The sequence below is a fragment of the Bartonella sp. AD328YNZD genome (assembly GCF_042196425.1).
Map to the genome: position 1 here is coordinate 1 of NZ_JBHIQG010000308.1, position 2,815 is coordinate 2,815.

Annotated in this window: 1 protein-coding gene and 2 pseudogenes; all 3 read right to left on the minus strand. The window is 38.4% G+C overall.

Annotation, left to right across the window (positions count from 1 at the left end; all coding sequences use genetic code 11):
- A pseudogene (locus ACFIO3_RS11050) lies at positions 1 to 1,325 on the minus strand (glycine zipper family protein); the annotation flags it as partial.
- A 2-nt stretch (positions 1,326 to 1,327) separates the two neighbouring features.
- The gene (locus tag ACFIO3_RS11055) at positions 1,328 to 2,575 is read right to left on the minus strand and encodes a hypothetical protein (protein WP_375608836.1); all 1,248 of its coding nucleotides are present in this window, start codon (positions 2,573 to 2,575) and stop codon (positions 1,328 to 1,330) included.
- A gap of 42 nt (positions 2,576 to 2,617) precedes the next feature.
- A pseudogene (locus ACFIO3_RS11060) lies at positions 2,618 to 2,815 on the minus strand (hypothetical protein); the annotation flags it as partial.

A 2,815-nucleotide genomic window follows, 5' to 3' on the forward strand; every position in this document is an offset into this window, starting at 1 on the left:
AATAACTCTATCGTAGGTTTATAGTTTATACTGCTAAACTTTCTATTATAAAATCGTCTAGGATTTATACTGAGGGGATGTTCTTCTAAAGTCTTAACAGCTTCTTTGAGAGCTCTTTGAAATCCTTTATTCTCGAAAAGTTTATCAAGAACTGGGTAATGTTCTTGTCCTATTGGAGTTTGCCTTGCTTGTTCATAGAGATAATCATGCGCTTCTTTTCCTTGCCGTTTAAGCGTCCTGCTTAAAGTATCTCTATGCTGGTATGGCGCAATTATCTGCTCCATCACATCATCAAGACGTTGAACAGAACCGCCTAATCTTTTCTCATGCGCTTGTTTTAAGATATTATAGACATCTTCATTGGTTTTAGATGAATTCCACAAAGCTTGTCGTAGTTTTTCATTAATGTCTGTCAAAAATACCTTATGAGGTTCTGAGCTAAGGCGTTCAGTGAGGTTTTTCATTTTATTATCGTAAAAATGTTTAGCAACTTCTCTCAAAGCTTTATTTGAAACCTCTTTACGAGCAGGATTAAAAACTCTCCTTATAATGGGAGTATCCTTTACAAGATTTCCTGCACCACGAACTACCTTAGAAATTCCCATACCTCCTAAAGCAGCAGCCGGCGTCAAAACAGCGCCACCCGCAGCACCAGCTAACGCCGAATTCACCGTATCATTATAACCTTCTCCTGCACCAGAACCATGCAAAGCACCAGAACCTGCCCCAACAAGAGCTCCCCTACCCAAACTTCCTAAAGTTGATCCTGCTCGCAAAAAATTTAAAGCAGGGATACCAAAAGATGCCAATGTTGGTAAAATCGAACCAGCAATATAAGCACCAGAAGACAACCATGGATATTTTTTTTCCAAGGCTTTTTGATAAGCACGTTCCTTGGCTACTCTTCTATTATATATCTCCTCTGCTTTCTTATCACCACGCCAATAATCTATAAAACCTGCTTCATTCGCCGCCTGTATCTCATCACTGTACCCCGCCGTGAGACCAGATGTACCATGGCTTCTAATAGCATCCCACCATGTAAGATCTTTATCATCAAACGAGAAATCATCTGTTGTAGTTGATTGATCTGCTGTATTTTGCAACCCTTCAGAAAAAGAATTAGATAACTTCGCAATCTCAGCGGGATCTTCAACTACGCGGAAACGTGTTCCGTTTTTAGAGTATACATATCGGGGAGAAGGAGAGTTTTTTGTTAAAAAATTCTCAATCTCAGCAGGATCTTCAACTACACGAAAACGTGTCCCATTCTTAGCGTATACATATTGAGAATTAATCCCACCAGAAGTCTTATAAGGGGACATTACTATTTCTCCTTAACCAGAACTTTACCATTGGAACTATCAATAAAGTAAGTTATGTTCCCGTTGCTTGCGGCTTCTTCTACACCCATCTTTGGTAACTGATTGTTATATCCTTTCTGAGAATCTGTAGAGTTCGTCTGTGAGGTAACCTCATGCACTTTCTCTGCTGTCAATTCAATTTTACCATTTTGTAGCAACGATAATACATCTGTTTTCATCTTACCCAAAATATGATGAATTTTTTTCAATCTATACATCAGCTCTTTATGACCCAGTCTGTAGTCTATCTCTCCTAAATAGCTCTTTAATATATCAAGCTCTCTTTCTGTGAGATTTCCAAAACCAGAAGCACCATTGCGTGAATACCGTCTCATAGTTTCTAATCTATCGATACCTATACGATTTTTAATCGAGTCAAGGAGAGATTTCATATCACGGTGTTGAGGAACTTTGAAAAAAGCTAACCAATCAGCCAAATTGCCTGTAGACCAATCACCATTCTTGTTCACATAATCCATAAAACGTTCGATATCATTGAGCATATTAGTGCTAATAGCTTCACTATTTTTAAGCTCTATCATTTCTCGTTGGCGGTCCAGTTCTTCTTTAGACCTAGCATCATAACCACCATTCACTTTTTGTAATAGAAAAGCATTCAACGCATCTTTATTCCCAGCTATGAACCGCGCTTCTTCTTCACTATAGCCTTTAGACTTTAGATACTCGACAGTCTGGTTAACCTGTCCTCTTTGTTTATCTCCTTCATGCAAGTTCTTCAGCCCCTTGGCAAAAAGTTGCCATCCAGATGAATTTGGACTAGCCGTTATCGCACCCATAAGAAAATCATCAATATTTTTACTAACATCAGACTGTGAAAAACGAGAAAATTTATCCCAAAAACTAAGATTTGGTTCAGGAGGCTGTTCTTGTAATGGAACTGGTTTTGTTGAAATAGGTGGAGAAGTCTCTAACTGAGGAGGAGTTTCTGATTGTGGAATCGGAGAGGGTTTATTCCCCTCATTATCTATCTCAGAAGGACGAATAGAACCTATTGGAGAAGGAGAAAAAGAGCCTATCTTATATGGATCATTCATAGAAATCGCATTAAGAAAAACTGGTAATTTATGTTTGTCCTTTTGTTGATTCGCTATTGATTGTAGTAAATCTTTTTCTAGTCTGCGTTCGTGTAGATCTTTTTCTAGTTTGGATATGAAACGTCTATCTCTCGGGTCAAAATCTATAAAAACCATTACTTTCCCTTTAACTATTTATTTTTTCTAAGATTATTCAAACTAAACGGCAGCATTTGCTGCCTTTTCCGCAGCCTTCTTTAATCCAAAAAGCACCATCATAGCGTTCTTCCAAGGGTCGTTACCATGCATCGTAGAGCCTGACATATTATTAATCGTCGTGCCGTAATTTCTTGCGAAGCCATGACCGGCGTTCATAAGCATATTCAACCTATTCCAACCGCTATTGTCTTGTTCCAG